The organism is Clostridium sp. MT-14 (assembly GCF_042436595.1).
Classification (GTDB): domain Bacteria; phylum Bacillota; class Clostridia; order Clostridiales; family Clostridiaceae; genus Clostridium_B; species Clostridium_B aromativorans.
In genome coordinates, this window is sequence record NZ_JBHMIY010000010.1 from 18,597 (window position 1) to 34,570 (window position 15,974).

Consider the following 15,974-nt stretch of genomic DNA (forward strand, 5'->3'; position numbering starts at 1 on the left):
TATTCCTTAATTTAATATTACCATAAAATATCTAATTGGAGAATAATTTTACACTATTTACATTCTTTCATCATTACATCTAAAATCACTCCATCTGTATTTGCCATTCCTTCAACAGATATCCTTCCTAAATTTTGTATGGTTTTTTCCGCTGATTCATCCAGTATGCCATCTTGAGACGGTATAAAGATATTTCTATTTGCCATCTTAGCTGCATCTAAAGCTGCATTTACGGATATGGCCAATTTATAGGAACATCCAATCTTTGCACCATCACATATCATTCCGCTTATTCCTGCAATCATATTTTTAATGGCTCCCTTTATTTGGGCTAGATTCCCACCCATTAAATAAGAAAGTCCTGCACTAGCTCCTACACCAGCTGCTACCCCACATCCGCAAACTGGCGAAAGTGCTCCCGTATAGCTTTTTATATAAATAGTTACAAGATGACTTAAGGCAACGCTTCTAACTATCTTTTCCCTTTTAACTCCCATTTTTTCTCCAATTATAGCTATAGGAAGTATAGCCACCAATCCATGATTTCCACTTCCTGCACTGCTCATTACCGGGAGAGGATAGCCCGACATCCTTGCTTCCGAAGCAGCAGATGTAATGGCCTTAGCATACTGCTCTGCATTAGAGCTGTTATTGAATAAATGCCCGATACCTATTCCAAGATCCAATTTTAGACCTGTTTTCCCTATTTCTTCATTCATATTTATCCCATCTTCAATAAATTTTATTTTTTCATAAGAGACATTATCCACAAAATCTTTAAAATCTTCTATGGTAAATTCTCTGATCTTATCTCTCAAAGATGGCTTATCAGCAATGTTATTTCCGCTATCTTTTGAAAAAATTTGAGTTCCATTTTTCTCAATCATCACTATATTTAAGTGACTATTTCTTATGATAACTCTGGAAGAATTTCTGCCTTTTCTTGCAATTACTTCTATATATAGACCTTTTACATCCTTTTTCAGGTTTAATTTAATCATATTCCTATCTATTATATCAAGTGCACTTTTTAAGCTTTCATCTGAAACATCCTTTAATACCTGTAATTTATATTCCGATTTACCTATGACCATAGATAGAGCTGCTGCTGTCAAAATACCTTTTTTATCCGTACCAGGTATTCCCACCTCTTTACCATTTTTAAATATATTTCTATCCACATATATCTCCAGTCCAGTTATATCCTCCCCTAAAACTTCCTTGGCTTTGGCAACAGCATAAGCTACTGCTGTCGGTTCCGTACAGCCTAAAGCCGGCACTACTTGATCTCTCAATATATTTACTAACAATTCATAATCTTTCACAGATAATAACCTCCTCTACAATTAAATATTTATATACTTTATACAGATGAATGTATATCATAGCCCATAAGCTGTAAATCCTATATAGAAAATCTCTTATTAAATATTATCAGCACTTTTCATGCCAGTACTTTAACCCATATTATACACATTAATTCTCAATAATGATAAAAATATAGAGGATGTATATTCGTCATATGCATCCTCTATCTCCTATTGCTTTAAATTTACTTTACATATCAAAAATGATAATTAATTCTCATTTTTGATACTTCTCGTCACCTATTTTTCTGTATAAAGTAGCTGTACTTATTTTTAGCTTTTTAGCTATTAATTTTTTCGAATCGGTATCTGAACCATACTTCTCTATAAAACTATTTATAATCCCCCTCTCATATTTTAATACCATATCCCTAAGGCTTTCATTTTCCACAACCCTGTCATTAAATTTTCCTGTCCTTCTCCTTATAGTTTCAGAAGTTATAATACTTCCCTTTTCAAAATTTATAGCATATTCTATAAGATTTTGAAGCTCTCTTACATTTCCAGGCCAGGAATATTCTAAAAACATTTCTTTCACTTTTTCAGAAAAATCTCTTATATTTTTATCATATATATTATTATATCTATCTAAGAAATACTGCGAAAGCTCTAATATGTCATTTCCCCTTTGCCGGAGGGCAGGTATCCTTATTGGAATCACATTCAACCTGTAAAAAAGATCTTCTCTAAACTGTCCTTTTTCAACCATGCCGTATAAATCTTTATTAGTAGCCGCTATTATTCTAGGATTTACCTTTATAGTGCTTATGCCGCCTATTCGCACAATCTCTTTTTCCTCTAACGCCCTCAGAAGCTTCACCTGCATGTGAAGGGGCAAATCTCCTATCTCATCTAAAAATATAGTTCCATCTTTCGCTATCTCAAATTTACCCATCTTTCCGCTGTTACTTGCACCGGTAAAAGCTCCTTTTTCATATCCAAATAATTCACTTTCCATCAACGTTTCAGGTATAGCACCACAATTTATGGGCATAAACACCTCATTTTTTCTATAACTCTCATAGTGTATAGCCCTTGCAAACAATTCTTTTCCAGTGCCACTTTCACCCAGAAGTAAAACAGGCATATCCTTTTTGGCCACTTGCTTTACTTGATCTTTAACCTGGACAAAAACATCGCTGCTTCCTATTATATCCTTAAATCTAAACATGGAATTCTTTCCGTCCATCTTAAATACAGACTGCTGCAATTTGTTAAAATCCTTAAAAGTTATTACTGCACCATATATCCCTTTATCAAAATTTATGGGTCTCACAGATAATAAAAAATTAAATCTCGATTTATTAAAATCCACAGTTACAGTTTCTTCCTCTATATAATAATTATTGGGTTGGAATTTATTTACTATTTTTTCCGGTATAATTCTACTTACATCCTTATTTATAAGATAGGTTTCTTTTAACTTAAATTTTTCTTTTATATATCTATTTAAATTCAATATTCTATTATTACTGTCTATAGTTATAATTCCCTCATTTACAGAATCTATTATAGTTAAAAGTTCGGTAGATTTATACTCCAATTTATGATGCATATTTTTTTCCTTTATCCTAAAAGAAATAAGTTCTCCCATCCTCCTATCAAAATTTTTATAGCTATCCCTTTTTTTTAAAAACATTTCCTTTTTATCTTCATCAAATATTATCATGGCTATAATACCTTCTGCCCTACCATCTATGATTATTGGGAAACATACTTCTGCCTTTTCATCACACTGAGTCTTTGTTTCACAAATTATACATTCAGTACAACCTCCTGGATTTTCAATAAAATATGATTTTCCACTTTTTAAACATTTTTCGAACACGGAATTTTTAGGTGCACTCAATCCAATCTTTTTTTTGAGTCTTCCAGTACCTGCCACTCTCAAAAGCCTTCTATCCATAATAGTGATATCAATGTCTATTACTGCCTTGATAGTTTCCGCTATATCCTGCAAATCATTTTTTATTTGTTCTATCACAGAGAGTTTCCCTCCTTTTCAAATTTAACATTGCCTATCCTATTTCTTTTATTTTATAACATATTAAAGAAGGATAAAAGTGCATCTGCAGCTTTTATCCTTCTTTAAATATCAATTACTCTCTTTATATATATCGTGTCCAAACCACTTTATGGAGAGCTTAGATAATGTACCATCTTTTTTAAGATCATCCAGTGCTTTATTTAAAGCCTCTTGTAATTTTTTATCTTTCTTTTTTACACCTATTCCAACGGGCTCTTTAGTAAGTTTATCTTTAAGTACAGTGTAATTTACCTTGTCCTTTGCCACATAGTATTCACCTACCTCAGAATCACATATGAGAGCATCAACTCTGCCTATATTGACTTCATGAAAAGCTTCCGTTATCTTGTCATATTTCTTAATTTCTTTAATACCTTCTATTTTCCCTGCTGCCTGCTCTCCCGTGCTTCCAAGCTGAACTCCAACTACTTTACCTTTCAAATCCTCTTTAGTGCTCATGGATTTGTTTCCGGATTTAACTACTATTATCTGTCCTCCATTGATATATGGTCCTACAAAATCTATATTCTTTTTTCTCTCATCGGTTATACTCAATGTAGCTAATATGGCATCAAATTTTCCGGATTGCAATGCTAAAATTATTCCATTAAAATCTGTAACTACAGGATTATATTTTACTCCCAACTTTTTAGCAAGTTCTTTCCCCAAATCTATATCGAATCCTTCCAATTCATTTTTATCATTTCTAAATTCCATAGGTGGATAGGAATCATCTAATCCTATAGAAAGTTTACCAGAATCTTTCACTCTCTGAAGTGAATTATCTGTTTCATTATTACTAGATTTACTGTTTGAGCCACAGCCTGTAAAAAGTGCGAACACCATAATTACACTTAATATTATTATACCTATTTTTCTCATGCTTTTCCCCCCAATTACTTTTTTATAATTATACATTATATATTATAAATATTCAATAATAAATTTCAAAACCTTTTTATATTTTTTAATTCACCATAATTTTTTATTAAATATCACTTGAAATTTCCATAGGATAATTTTTATAATATTATATAGACAATATTCCTTTAAAAGGTTATTATTAATACATTATATGCTTTATACATACTATATAATATATACCAAGGAGATATGATATGAGTTCCCTAAAAGATTTTTTTTCAAAAGATTCCATAAAAAGAATACTTTTTTTTATTGCTATACTTCTCTTTTTCTATTGGTCTAAATCCGTGTTTGACATATTCTTACTTACTTTCTTATTTTCCTATATAATGAACAGCCTTCAAAATCTGATATTAAAAAAGGTCCATAAAGTAACTGTAGCAAAAGAGAAATTTATTACTGTAATTTTATATACACTCTTATTTGTATCCATAGTATTAATTGTTGTAAAATTAGTTCCACAGCTTATAAATCAGACAAAATATATAATAAATAATATATCAGATTTTCAAATAAATTCGAAATCTTATTCAAATACGGTCCAAGGCTATTTAATAAACATGCTAAGTGAAATAGATATAAAAAGTTATTTGAAATCAGGATTCAATATATCTATACAGCTTGCTGCAAATATAGGAAAATGGAGTCTTAACACTTTTATTTCCATAATGCTCAGTTTATTTTTTATGCTAGAAAAACATAAAATTATTTCCTTCTTAAAAAAATTCAAACACAGTAAGATATCTGGATTATATGAATATCTATGTTTCTTTGGGGAAAATTTTTTAAATACTTTTGGTAAGGTAATTCAGGCTCAGATCTTAATAGCCTTTTTCAATACCATTGTATCTATAATAATGCTTTCCATATTGAATTTTCCTCAGCTGGTAACTATTGGCTTTATGATATTCATATTGAGCTTAATACCAATAGCCGGAGTGATAATATCCCTTATTCCATTGTGTATTATTGCTTTCAGCATAGGCGGCTTTACTAAAGTGGTATATGTATTGATCATGATTGCAATAATTCATGCTATTGAAAGCTATATCTTGAATCCTAAACTGATGTCTTCTAAAGTACAGCTTCCTATATTTTTTACCTTTATAGTGCTGATAGTTTCTGAACACCTTATGGGTATATGGGGTCTTCTCATAGGTATACCCCTGTTTATTTTCATATTGAATCTTCTAGGTGTAAAAACTGACGAATAGCAATTTCCATATATAAAATAAAGATGGATTTTTCCGAAAAATAATTTCTGGAAAAATCCATCTTTTTTACTCATTTACTTTTTAACTAAATCTATAGGATCTCCCTCACCTATCCATCCATCTTTAACTACTTTGGCGAACACACCTTCTCTGGGCATGATACAATCCCCCACCTGTTTACGTATGGCACATCCACTGTGACATTCTTTTCCAATCTGTGTAATCTCCAAAAGCACTTCCCCTACTTTGAGTACAGTTCCCACTGGAAGTTCATATAAAACGATACCTTCCGTAGTAAGGTTTTCTGCAAATTTTCCACTGGATAAACCTTTCACTCCGAGGGATTTCATCTTATCAATGCTCTCTTTTCCAAGTAGACTTACCTGTCTATGCCAATTTCCAGCATGAGCGTCATTTTCCAATCCATTATTTTGCCTGAATAATCCCTTACCTATAGGTTTTTTTATTTCTCCTTTTTTTTCACTTATGTTTACCGAAACAACCTTTGCCATAGTTTCTTTCTTCATCTCCTACAGAACATATTTAAAGTTTTCTTTTAAATAGACCAGACTTACCTCCACTTTTTTCAACAAGCATTATATCCGATATTACCATTCCCCTGTCCACAGCCTTACACATGTCATATACGGTAAGAGCTGCTGTACTGGCTGCCACCAATGCTTCCATTTCAACTCCCGTTTTTCCAGAAATTTTTGCAGAAGCCTCTATGTCAATTTTGGACTTTTCAAAATCCAGTGTAAATTTTATGTCACACCCTGTTATATTTAAAGAATGACACATTGGAATTATATTGGCAGTATTCTTTGCGGCCATAATCCCTGCCACCTGGGCTACCGATAAAACATCACCTTTTTTTGCCTTTCCCTCTGCTACAATGGATAATGTCTCTTTTTTCATATATACGGAAGCTATAGCTACCGCATATCTTTTTGTATTTTCCTTTTCGCTTACATCTACCATTCTCGCTCTACCCTGTTTATTTATATGTGTCAACTCCATAAGCTATTCTCCCTTTCTTCATTTTCTCTCACCACATTCAGAATCCCAGCCCATCAATATGTCAATACCATGGGGTAGTGCAGGCAATATGAATTGAAGATTCTCCGCTGCCCCCTTAGGGCTTCCAGGCAGATTTACAATCAATGTACTTTTTCTTATGCCGCACACTGATCTGGAAAGCATGGCCTTTGGAGTTATCTCCATAGATTTCATTCTCATAGCCTCTGCTACTCCCGGCACATTTTTTTCTATAACTTTTAAAGTAGCCTCTGGAGTAACATCTCTAGGTGAAAAGCCTGTCCCACCATTTGTAAGTACTAAATTTACTTTCAGCTCATCACAAACATAACACAATTCACTTTCTATATCCTCAATTTCATCAGGTATTATTTTGTAATATACAATGTTGTATTTAGACTTATCCAAAATATTTTTTATTTCAGGTCCAGTTTTATCGATTCTCTTCCCCTGTGACCCCTTATCACTTATTGTAATTACAGCAGTTTCTATCATAGTATAACCTAAAAGGTTTTCAGCTCCTTTCCCAGCTAATCCTTAAAATCATAACATTCTCTTATTTATTATTGGCTATTTTTTAATTTCATCATAATCCACATCTACAATTTTCTCACGTGAGATGTCAAAAGGTATATCTTCCTTTTTTCTTATATTATTTACGTTTTTATGCCTGAATTTATCTATTTTTCTATTTTTAAAATATTTCTTCACCTTAAAGAAAGCAAATACAGCAACACCAGTTATCACAACTAAAGGTATTATCCTTATGAATATAAATACAGCAGCTAATGCCAACAAAACCTTGCAAACCAAAGAAAAATTTTTAAATATAAAATCCATATTACTCATCCCTTTATACCTTTATAATTATTATTATAAATTGATTATATCATAAAATAAGTTTTAATAAAGTATTGTATCTTTCATTTAGAATTCTTATTTAAGATAGCTCTTTTATTTCTAAAGGTTATAAAATCTTCAATTACATCAGGTCTTGTATGCACAAAGTCTATAAAATCCTTTAAATGCATTATAGTTTGATTGTTTATGGTATGCTCCACTTTTTCTGTTTGTTCTAATACATTTTCCGATATGCCAATAACTTTTAAAAAACTTTCCACAATATTATGCCTGTTCAGCAAATACTGTCCCATATTCTTGCCCTCTTCTGTGAGAATTATTATACCATATTTCTCATATTTTATAAATTTTAACTCAGCAAGTTTCTGAATCATCTTTGTAGCCGAAGGAGGTTGCACATTCAAGGCCTTTGCCAGTTCATGAATCCTTGTAAAACCTTCTTTATAAGCTAATCTATAAGTCATTTCAAGATAATCTTCCATAGATGCTGTCAAAACATCATATTCCTTTTTCATATATTCACTAAAAGTAAAAAAATCTCCATCTGTCATATTATTCTCCTACAAATTGCTATTTTTTATGAATATTCCGTATTTCTTCAATAAATTCTCTTACATCACACCACACCAGAATTAATAAACTCAAAGGTATAATACATATAAATATAACAAAAATGATCTGTAATATATTTTCTATCAACATAACTGATTTTTCAGTTTCAAAAATGAAACTCCTCCCCACTACAGCCGGCTAAATAATTCATAAATAAAATATGTCCATTAAAATAAAAAATTATATATGTACTATTTATAAATAATATGCTTTAAATTTTTTACATATACTAATTAATACAGTTTTACTAAAATATTATCTTCATATCTATATAATATGATATAATCATAATTACAAGACGATCTAACTTTATATCTAGGGGGAATACAATCAAATGGAAACTTTTTTTACTACTAAGCAATCAGAGGCATTTACCTCCATAGCTCCTTTTTTACAAAATTTTTTCAAAGAGGACATCTTGATATCCACTTCTGACACTGAAAAATATACATATATATTTGGAAATGAAAAATTCAATTTAAATGTAAAACCTGGCGATAAAATAACAAATTCAGGTTCTGATTACACTGCAATGAAATCCAAAAAAATTGCCACAGAACGAATTCCAGAAAAAATTTTCGGGAAAGAAGTTGAATCCACGTCCATTCCAGTTATAGATGATAAGGGTATAGTAGTAGGATCTGCCGCAATAGTAAAAGATTTAAGCAGAAGTTATAAAATATCTAATTTATCACAATCTCTTTCAGATGCATTATCTAAAATCAGTGAATCTACCAACAGCATGTCAATAGATATACAAGCTATGGCAAAAACTAACAGCAGCATAAAGAGCAGCATTGAAGATACAAAAAATCAATCCAGTGAAACAGATGAAATATTGGCGTTTGTAAAAAATATAGCCAATCAAACTAATTTACTTGGCCTAAATGCTTCTATAGAAGCTGCCCGGGCTGGGGAATATGGTAAGGGATTTGATGTAGTAGCCCATGAAATTAGAAAGCTATCCTCTTCCAGTTCAGATTCTCTAAAAGAAATTGACGAGATTTTAAAAAAGATTCAATATTCCATATCGGATATATACAAAAATATGAATAGTATAAACGGTACCTTCAACGATGAAGTTTCAAAATTTGAAGACATAAATGCCATTTTACAAGAACTCTCAGCCAGTTCTCAAATATTAAAAGATATCGCCAACAATTATTAAAACGGAATATAGCAGATAAAATACCACATCATAGAAAAATTAACTATGATGTGGTTTATTTTTTTACTTACTGCAATACCATTTTCATTTTTTTTGGCTGAACTCACTTATCAGATTATGATTCTGCAGATCATCCGAATACTGCAGTTCTTTTGTATACTCGTCCTTTTCCTTCTTCAGTTTTTCTGTCTCATTTACTTTAGTCCCAGATTTCAAATCATAGTAAGTGTTTGACCAGGATACATATAAGTTTTGTCCATCTATGAAAGAACCATTTCTAAAAATAACTTTCTGGCTGTTTCCGTTTAGCATGTCTTTACCAAACATATAATTTTGGGGTAAATTATACATATTAGCCAGTGTAGGGTATAAATCCATCTGGCAGGTATACCTATGGTTTACCCCTGCATACTCATCATTTGGAAAATGAAGCAATAAAGGTACTTTTTGATATTTAAACCAGGTATAATCATCGCTGCTGCTTTCATTTCCAAATTTAAAAAGCTGCTGGGCATTGTCTTTGGGAATGGCAAAATGATCTCCATACAAGGCTATAATAGAGTTTTGCATTATCCCATCTTTCTCAAGATTATCTAAAAATTTCCCAAGTTGTGCATCTGTATAGTGTATGGCTTTTAAATATTTTCCAATAAATGTTCCCTCATATTCGCCCACATTAAAATCTCCATATTTATCTACTGCTTCATAGGGGAAATGGCTCGTTAATGTGACTAAAAAAGAATAATAGGGCTGTTTGAAATTCTTCATTTTTTCCAGTGATTGATTTAAAAAGGATTTATCGCTTAACCCTAATCCTATTTTTTCATCTACATTAAAACTATGTTCCCCAAAGAAATCGTCAAAACTCTGAGCTTTATACATAACATTTCTGTTCCAAAATCCCTCACTATTACCATGTAAAGCTGCAGTATAATAATTTTTATCCTTCAGTGCAGCTGCCAGGGAATCATATTTGTTACCACTGTAAGTATAATAGGCAGCCCCGGACTGTGCTGGGTAAAGTGAATTGTTGGACATAAGCTCTGCATCTGATGTATTTCCTCCTGCAACCTGATAATAGTAATTGTCAAAATACATGCATTTATTTACCCATTTATTCAAATTTGGGGTAATTTCCTGACCATTTACCTTTTGATTTATCACAAAACCCTGCAGTGCTTCTACCTGAATCACTATCAGGTTTTTTCCCTCTCCTATGCCCTTAAAATTACTTTCCTCCGTAGAACTATTGTTTTTCTGTAAAAATGCTTTGATATCTTTTACCCTTTCCTCAGGCAAGTCTTTTGAATTTTTTACAGCATTGTTTATATAATTATAAGAATCTACCAAATGAAAATCTATATTTCCTATCATATTGGTTAAATATATTCTATTGCTCATAGCTGTAAGCAGTGTAGGCTGTTCTTTAGAAACCCTGTAAAAAACACCGGCATTTATTCCAATTCCCAATGCAAATATTATTAAAAAGCTCAATATTCTTTTAGGTAGAGGCTTCGAATTTTTTCTCCTCTTTTTATAAATTCTTCCTAAAGGAAGTAAAATAAACAAGTCCAAAAAATAATAAAGGTCTTTTGCACTAGCCACACTGCCTACACTTGATGACACTCCCTGTAATAATTTAGCATTCCTTATAGCAGCCACTGTGGTTATATCCTTGAAATATCTATAATACATCAAATCTGCCACAAGTATTGCACTTAACACAATATCGACTATGTATAAAAAACTAGTCCTATTTTTTTCTTTAAAAAGAAATGAAAAACTTATTAATATCAATATTGATGCAGCTATTGGGAAAATCACAGACTTGTCCATATAGCCTGAAGATATGCTCTTTTCATAGGAGATAAGTTTTACATAAACTATGCTAAAAAATAAAATAACATCTATATTATTAGCCAATAAATTAAATAATCCATCAAACATTCTTCTGTTTTTAACATGTATAAACCTCATTTTATTTCCTCTCTTCTAAGCAATCACTTTAAATATAAGTTAGATCTTAGATTATATTTTATATCATTTACGTGACACTTAAATGACAGGTTTTTTAACATTCTGTTAACAAATTCATAATCTATTATTAATAAAAGCTTCTTATTCATGTATTTTATGCATAACAAAATAAAATATAACCCCTTTATCTGTATTTCTTACACCATATTTGTAACCGTGCAATTCCAATATATTTTTAACTATGGCAAGACCAATGCCAGTACCGCCTAATTCCCTGTTTCTGGACTTATCTATTTTATAAAAATTGTTCCATATCTTATCCATATCTTCTTCTGGTATATTCTTTCCAGTATTTTCTACAGATATAATAACCTCATTTCCACTTTCTGTCATGGAAAAGTTTATATTTCCACTCTCTTCTGTATTTTTTATAGCATTGGTAGTAAAATTGACCATAACCTGTTCCATTTTATTCCAGTCAGCATACACCTTAACATTCTTCAGCATTTTAAAATCGACTCTTATATTTTTATCTTTTATAATCTTTAAAAATTTTCTGGATGCAGAAATTATGAGTTCATCCATAAAAAATATCTCCTTATCCAATTTAATCGTACCGGATTCAAGGTGAGATAAATTGAGCATATCTGCTACCAGATTTGCCATCTTGTTGCTTTCATCTATTATGACATCAATGTAATAGTCCTTTTCATCTGCTTTAAATATATTATCCTTTAACCCCTCCGCATATCCCTCTATTAAATTTATTGGAGTTTTAAGTTCATGAGATACGGAAGCCACAAATTCTTTTCTAACTTTTTCTATTCTCCTCTCCCTTTCTATGTCTTTTTCCAATTTTTCATTGGCCTTTTTAAGTGAAGTTAAAGCTTTATCTAAGTTATCAGATAAAAAGTTCATAGTATTTGCTAAATTTCCTATTTCGTCTTCATTTTTAATATCACATTTTTCCGAAAAATCAAGTGACGCCATCTTCTTTGCAGTATCATTTAACTTAACCAGAGGCTTTGATACCATATTTGTATATATAAGAGAGAGCATGAGTATTAATACTACTGCACCTATATAAAAATATATATAAAATTCTTTTATTACGGAAGATGCTTCATCCACCGGCTGAAGTGAAGTCACTGCAAATATTATCTCTTCCTTTTTATTGTCTGGAACAGCCGTGAGGATATTTTTTCTCCCATAGATTTCTCTATCAGTAATTACAGTTACAGCTTTATTGTATTTTTTCATCTCATTTAAAAGGTTAGAATTTTCTGCCCATTTTACTATAATATCATCTATTATCTTTATTCTAACCGCATCATAATTTTCATTGTTCAATTTTGTTATAAATTTTATTTTATCATATTTATCCATTATAACCAATTTAGCATTATTATCTTCTTCAAAACTTCTTATAATATCTATTACTTCATCTTCATCCTTTGCCCTATTATAAACTGCTTTAAATTTTTGTGTCTCATTCTGTAAACTTTTTTCCTTCCTATTTATATAGAATTTTCCAAAAAATAACGATTGAAAAATCAGAGTGCTGCTTATAAAAATTATAAACACCAAAGTGGTTATTATAAATAATTTCCAGGTTATATTTTTTCTTATCTTTAATATAAATCTATTTTCCCAGAAAATGTTTTTTATCTTCATTATTTTTTACCTCAAATTTATAACCAATTCCCCTGACTGTAGTTATTAAATAGGACTTTACTCCTAATTTTTCTCTCAATCTTTTAACATGAGTATCTACTGTCCTAAGATCTCCATAGTAGTCCAATCCCCATATAGAATCTAAAATTTTTTCCCTGCTCAAGACTATGTTCTTATTTTTTATTAAATAGCACAGCAGTTCAAACTCTTTTGGTGAAAGATATACGGTTTCCCCATCTACTTTTACTTCATGTCCTTCCTCATTTATAAAAATACCGCCATAAATATTTTCTCTCACGCTGTCATCTTCATCGTAAACTCTTTTTAAAAGCGCCTTTACCTTAGCTACTAAAATTTTAGGACTTATAGGTTTGGTAACATAACTGTCTGTACCCAATTGAAATCCCAAAAGTTGATCTTCATCTTCAGCTCTAGCAGTAAGCATAATTATTGGAACATTTGAAATTTTTCTAAGCTCCTTACAGGCTGCCCATCCATCCATTACAGGCATCATTATATCAAGTACTACCAAATCCACCTGGTTTTTCTTAAATTTTTCAAGCGCATCCCGGCCATTTTCCGCCAAAATGACATTCAATCCCTCTCTTTTCAAATATGCCTCTATGAGAACTCTCATCCTCTGTTCATCGTCCACCATCAAAATAGTTCTATTCATCTTATATATATCCCCTAAATATATTATTTTAAAAATACAAATCATTTTATCCATTTACATTAATATAATATAGGAAATAAAATAATTTGTACAGAAATTTTTATATTATATAAAAAAGAATACCTCAAGATTTATTTTGAGGCAACTTCTTTTCCAATATTCCAATCCATCAATTTTTTTTATCAATATAGCTATTGTAGATATTTTCAAGATATTTTTTGGGTTCAGGCATAGGATAATTCTTCCCTTTTTTCCTCAGTTTTTTATGTTCATCATAACGTTTCACTATCCTATTCCAATCTTCAGGATAATTCTGCTTAAACATTCCTATAAATCCCTCTAAGCTGGAATCTTCTTTTAAATCACCAAATATTTTTTCAATTTTATCGGTTTTATCTTTTATTAGCTGTGATTTTGAAACATGTACTTTTCCCATAATATAACCAACCCCTCTCTATATTTTATATTCTCCCCCTTTTACATAAATCCTTCAAATATTTATAAAATTTAAATTATTATTAATAATTTGGACTATAAATCCAATTTATTTTCTATAAGATAAGCTGTGGCATAGAACATGGCCGCAATGAAGATCAATGATACAGCAGTCTCAGCTACATTCAGATTTACCACTCCTGAGGAAAAAATATTACTTGGATTAGTAAAAGTATTTACTGTACTTTTTATCAATGGTTCTCCATTATCAAAGTTAAATATCCTCAGCATAAAACCCTGGGGAAATACACTGGAAAAAAGATTTTCTATTTTGGCCTGTATAATGCACAGTACTATAAATATGCCGAATGTGCCTATTTTACCCAGTTTTCTGTTTTTAATGGCAACCCTGCCCAATGCAAGAGATAAATATACAGTGAGTAAAAATGAAATATACACTATAACTAATATCAATATGGAATATACTATAAATTGCAGAGTTACAGCACTAAAAATCTGACTGAAAGATATTCCCGTATAAAGTGCAAATCCCGGGGTCAGCTTTAATATTTGAATCAAAATAGCCGTAAATGCCAATGAAAAAAATGATATTATCAGGCACTGAAGGATAGCTGTAATGATCTTGTTCATCAATATATTCACGCCGCTTTTAGGCGTAGTAAAGACAAGATAGGCAGTGTCTTCATATATATCCCTGCTGAACAGCCTTATATTCCATATTATAACTACTATACCCGCTGCAAAGTTTATGGCAAGATTCAAAAAAACTATAAGCTGTGGTTCCCACGTCCAAGTATTTATTCTTGTAAACAGCAGTATATTCAAAATTATTATAGTGCAGATCATTATTATAAAATCCTTAAAACATCCCTGAAGATCATATTTTACAAATTTAAACATTACTTGAATACCTCCCTGTATATTTCATCTATGGACATTTTCTTTTCTGACCTGAGTTCTTCTGCATTTCCAAATAATATTATCTTGCCCTCAGATATAAAGGCCACATCGTCAAACAATCTTTCAATATCACTTACCAAATGTGTAGTTATAAGTATGGAGCTGTCCTCTGTATAATTTTTGAGTATTGCATCCAATATTTTTTCTCTAGTAGTGGGATCCACTCCTCCTAAAGGTTCGTCCAGAACATAAAGCTGTGATTTTCTTGAAAGCACCAAGGTGAGATAGAGCTTTTCACTCATGCCCTTGGACAGTTCTTTGACTTTGCTGTCCTCATTTAGATCCATGAACTCCAGCAGCTCTTTTGCTTTTCCTTCGTCAAAATCATCATACATATCTTTAAAAAAGTCTATGGCATCACTTATTCTCATCCATTTATAAAGATAATCCCTGTCAGGCAGATATGAAACCTGAGCCTTCGTTTTTCTTCCTGGCTTGTTTCCGTTTATAAATATTTCTCCAGAACTCGGCCTTAGTATTCCTGCCACTATTTTTAAAAAAGTGGTCTTCCCACTTCCATTTGGTCCTAGAAGTCCCATTATTCTCCCTCTTTTAATTTCCAAATTGAGTCCATTTAAAGCAATTTTCCTGAAATAGTATTTCTTTAGATCAGTACATTTTAGTATTGTTTCCATTTTTAAACATCCTCCTGTATATTTTCTCTTACTACTTCAACTATTTCTTTTGACGAAAAGCCCAGCTCTTTCATACCTCTTATAAAATTACACAATATATCCTGCGCCATTTCTTTTTTTAACTTTTTTATAATAGAAATGTCTCCACTTACAAAAGTACCCATACCTCTTTGCTTATAGGCAATACCCTGCCTTTCCAATTCCTGATAAGCCCTCTGAATAGTATTGGGATTGACTTTAAGTTTTACAGACATCTCCCTTACAGAAAATAATTTATCCTCGGGTTTTAATTCCTCATTTACTATTTTTTTCTTTACAATATTCATTATCTGAACATATATGGGTATATTGGGATCAAATTCGCTATCCATCCTCTCACCTCCACA

At 31.3% G+C, this 15,974-nt stretch carries 17 protein-coding genes; 2 read left to right on the top strand and 15 right to left on the bottom strand.

Annotated features, from left to right (window positions below):
* Positions 1–53: 53 nt before the first annotated feature.
* The 3 genes from ACFHWD_RS09120 to ACFHWD_RS09130 form a co-directional block, all read right to left on the bottom strand.
* Complete coding sequence (locus ACFHWD_RS09120) at positions 54–1,325, bottom strand: serine dehydratase subunit alpha family protein (protein ID WP_378061501.1); 1,272 nt, start codon at positions 1,323–1,325, stop codon at positions 54–56.
* 259 nt (positions 1,326–1,584) lie between these two features.
* Positions 1,585–3,351, bottom strand: coding sequence for a sigma-54-dependent Fis family transcriptional regulator (locus ACFHWD_RS09125; protein WP_150358261.1), 1,767 nt, complete (start codon positions 3,349–3,351; stop codon positions 1,585–1,587).
* A 111-nt stretch (positions 3,352–3,462) separates the two neighbouring features.
* Positions 3,463–4,275, bottom strand: a complete 813-nt coding sequence (locus ACFHWD_RS09130) for an ABC transporter substrate-binding protein (protein WP_150358260.1) — start codon at positions 4,273–4,275, stop codon at positions 3,463–3,465.
* A gap of 236 nt (positions 4,276–4,511) precedes the next feature.
* On the opposite strand from ACFHWD_RS09130, the gene ACFHWD_RS09135 reads away from it, so the two are divergent.
* Positions 4,512–5,531 (top strand): AI-2E family transporter, encoded by a 1,020-nt coding sequence (locus ACFHWD_RS09135; protein WP_378061503.1) that lies wholly within the window; start codon positions 4,512–4,514, stop codon positions 5,529–5,531.
* A 74-nt stretch (positions 5,532–5,605) separates the two neighbouring features.
* Here ACFHWD_RS09135 and ACFHWD_RS09140 read toward each other — a convergent pair whose 3' ends face one another.
* From ACFHWD_RS09140 to ACFHWD_RS09160, 5 genes are all read right to left on the bottom strand, one after another.
* Positions 5,606–6,043 carry an MOSC domain-containing protein gene (locus tag ACFHWD_RS09140; protein ID WP_150359014.1) on the bottom strand — a complete coding sequence of 146 codons (438 nt, stop codon included), beginning with the start codon at positions 6,041–6,043 and terminating at the stop codon, positions 5,606–5,608.
* 31 nt (positions 6,044–6,074) lie between these two features.
* Positions 6,075–6,551 (bottom strand): cyclic pyranopterin monophosphate synthase MoaC, encoded by a 477-nt coding sequence (gene moaC / locus ACFHWD_RS09145; RefSeq protein ID WP_150359013.1) that lies wholly within the window; start codon positions 6,549–6,551, stop codon positions 6,075–6,077.
* An 18-nt stretch (positions 6,552–6,569) separates the two neighbouring features.
* Positions 6,570–7,064, bottom strand: coding sequence for a MogA/MoaB family molybdenum cofactor biosynthesis protein (locus tag ACFHWD_RS09150; protein ID WP_150359012.1), 495 nt, complete (start codon positions 7,062–7,064; stop codon positions 6,570–6,572).
* Positions 7,065–7,139: 75 nt separating this feature from the next.
* Positions 7,140–7,409 (bottom strand): hypothetical protein, encoded by a 270-nt coding sequence (locus ACFHWD_RS09155; protein ID WP_179977604.1) that lies wholly within the window; start codon positions 7,407–7,409, stop codon positions 7,140–7,142.
* Between the two features lie 83 nt (positions 7,410–7,492).
* Positions 7,493–7,981 (bottom strand): metal-dependent transcriptional regulator, encoded by a 489-nt coding sequence (locus ACFHWD_RS09160; protein ID WP_150359089.1) that lies wholly within the window; start codon positions 7,979–7,981, stop codon positions 7,493–7,495.
* Positions 7,982–8,376: 395 nt separating this feature from the next.
* Here ACFHWD_RS09160 and ACFHWD_RS09165 point away from each other — a divergent pair, with 395 nt between their 5' ends.
* Positions 8,377–9,210 (top strand): methyl-accepting chemotaxis protein, encoded by an 834-nt coding sequence (locus ACFHWD_RS09165; RefSeq protein WP_179977605.1) that lies wholly within the window; start codon positions 8,377–8,379, stop codon positions 9,208–9,210.
* 84 nt (positions 9,211–9,294) lie between these two features.
* Here ACFHWD_RS09165 and ACFHWD_RS09170 read toward each other — a convergent pair whose 3' ends face one another.
* From ACFHWD_RS09170 to ACFHWD_RS09200, 7 genes are all read right to left on the bottom strand, one after another.
* Entirely contained in the window at positions 9,295–11,187 is a 1,893-nt protein-coding gene (locus tag ACFHWD_RS09170; RefSeq protein ID WP_150356008.1) for an LTA synthase family protein, read from the bottom strand.
* A 141-nt stretch (positions 11,188–11,328) separates the two neighbouring features.
* Positions 11,329–12,861, bottom strand: coding sequence for a HAMP domain-containing sensor histidine kinase (locus ACFHWD_RS09175; protein ID WP_150356007.1), 1,533 nt, complete (start codon positions 12,859–12,861; stop codon positions 11,329–11,331).
* Positions 12,830–13,537 (bottom strand): response regulator transcription factor, encoded by a 708-nt coding sequence (locus tag ACFHWD_RS09180; RefSeq protein WP_150356006.1) that lies wholly within the window; start codon positions 13,535–13,537, stop codon positions 12,830–12,832. The genes ACFHWD_RS09175 and ACFHWD_RS09180 overlap by 32 nt, the downstream gene beginning before the upstream one ends.
* Before the next feature lie 169 nt (positions 13,538–13,706).
* Entirely contained in the window at positions 13,707–13,973 is a 267-nt protein-coding gene (locus ACFHWD_RS09185; protein ID WP_150356005.1) for a hypothetical protein, read from the bottom strand.
* A gap of 95 nt (positions 13,974–14,068) precedes the next feature.
* Complete coding sequence (locus ACFHWD_RS09190) at positions 14,069–14,893, bottom strand: hypothetical protein (RefSeq protein WP_150356004.1); 825 nt, start codon at positions 14,891–14,893, stop codon at positions 14,069–14,071.
* A complete protein-coding gene (locus ACFHWD_RS09195) occupies positions 14,893–15,588 on the bottom strand; it encodes an ABC transporter ATP-binding protein (protein ID WP_150356003.1) in 696 nt (231 codons plus the stop codon). Before ACFHWD_RS09195 ends, ACFHWD_RS09190 begins: the two co-directional genes overlap by 1 nt.
* Before the next feature lie 2 nt (positions 15,589–15,590).
* The gene (locus ACFHWD_RS09200) at positions 15,591–15,959 is read right to left on the bottom strand and encodes a GntR family transcriptional regulator (RefSeq protein WP_150356002.1); all 369 of its coding nucleotides are present in this window, start codon (positions 15,957–15,959) and stop codon (positions 15,591–15,593) included.
* Between the last annotated feature and the right edge of the window lie 15 nt (positions 15,960–15,974).

Coding starts and splice junctions, on each gene's coding strand:
- ACFHWD_RS09130 (WP_150358260.1), bottom strand. CDS start 4,275: ATGAGAAAAATAGGTATAATAATATTAAGTGTAATTATGGTGTTCGCA.
- ACFHWD_RS09135 (WP_378061503.1), top strand. CDS start 4,512: ATGAGTTCCCTAAAAGATTTTTTTTCAAAAGATTCCATAAAAAGAATA.
- ACFHWD_RS09140 (WP_150359014.1), bottom strand. CDS start 6,043: ATGGCAAAGGTTGTTTCGGTAAACATAAGTGAAAAAAAAGGAGAAATA.
- moaC (WP_150359013.1), bottom strand. CDS start 6,551: ATGGAGTTGACACATATAAATAAACAGGGTAGAGCGAGAATGGTAGAT.
- ACFHWD_RS09150 (WP_150359012.1), bottom strand. CDS start 7,064: ATGATAGAAACTGCTGTAATTACAATAAGTGATAAGGGGTCACAGGGG.
- ACFHWD_RS09155 (WP_179977604.1), bottom strand. CDS start 7,409: ATGGATTTTATATTTAAAAATTTTTCTTTGGTTTGCAAGGTTTTGTTG.
- ACFHWD_RS09160 (WP_150359089.1), bottom strand. CDS start 7,981: ATGACAGATGGAGATTTTTTTACTTTTAGTGAATATATGAAAAAGGAA.
- ACFHWD_RS09165 (WP_179977605.1), top strand. CDS start 8,377: ATGGAAACTTTTTTTACTACTAAGCAATCAGAGGCATTTACCTCCATA.
- ACFHWD_RS09170 (WP_150356008.1), bottom strand. CDS start 11,187: ATGAGGTTTATACATGTTAAAAACAGAAGAATGTTTGATGGATTATTT.
- ACFHWD_RS09175 (WP_150356007.1), bottom strand. CDS start 12,861: ATGAAGATAAAAAACATTTTCTGGGAAAATAGATTTATATTAAAGATA.
- ACFHWD_RS09180 (WP_150356006.1), bottom strand. CDS start 13,537: ATGAATAGAACTATTTTGATGGTGGACGATGAACAGAGGATGAGAGTT.
- ACFHWD_RS09185 (WP_150356005.1), bottom strand. CDS start 13,973: ATGGGAAAAGTACATGTTTCAAAATCACAGCTAATAAAAGATAAAACC.
- ACFHWD_RS09190 (WP_150356004.1), bottom strand. CDS start 14,893: ATGTTTAAATTTGTAAAATATGATCTTCAGGGATGTTTTAAGGATTTT.
- ACFHWD_RS09195 (WP_150356003.1), bottom strand. CDS start 15,588: ATGGAAACAATACTAAAATGTACTGATCTAAAGAAATACTATTTCAGG.
- ACFHWD_RS09200 (WP_150356002.1), bottom strand. CDS start 15,959: ATGGATAGCGAATTTGATCCCAATATACCCATATATGTTCAGATAATG.